The organism is Roseateles sp. P5_B10 (assembly GCF_056400485.1).
In genome coordinates, this window is sequence record NZ_JBFULE010001645.1 from 1 (window position 1) to 579 (window position 579).

At 64.2% G+C, this 579-nt stretch carries 1 protein-coding gene; it reads left to right on the top strand.

What is annotated here, in order from left to right:
* The coding region (locus AC1DU6_RS35090) for a family 43 glycosylhydrolase (RefSeq protein ID WP_477863172.1) at nucleotides 1–579 on the top strand (579 nt) is incomplete at both ends.

Genomic DNA, 579 nt, shown 5'->3' on the forward strand with positions numbered 1-579 from the left:
GGCTTCCTACGCCTATGAAACGCTGGCAGACAACGAAGCCCTCCGCCTCGACAACGGCAAGGACGCCTACGCGGCCGGCTCGTGGGCCCCCAGCCTGCGTTACCACGACGGCGTGTTCTATGCCTCGACGTTCTCCTACACCAGCGGACGCACCCACATCTACACCACGCGCGATCCGGAGCGCGGCCCGTGGAAGGAGACGAGCTTCGAGCCCGTGCTGCATGACCACAGCCTGTTCTTCGACGATGACGGTCGCGTCTACATGGTTTACGGAGGCGGGCGCATCACGCTCGTCGAGCTGAAATCCGATCTCTCCGGCATCAAGCCCGGCGGTGTGAACAAGGTTCTCATCGAGAACGTCAACACCGTCTTCGGCACCGACCTGGGCGGGCTCAATGGCGAGGGTTCGCATCTTTCCAAGATCAACGGCCGCTACTACCTCTTCAACATCGCCTCGCCCGCAAGCCGCTGGGCGCCCACCGTCATCGTCCACCGCGCCGACAGCATCGACGGGCCCTACGAGGGTCGCATCGTGCTCGATGACCGTGGTATCGCCCAGGGCGGCCTCATCGACACGCC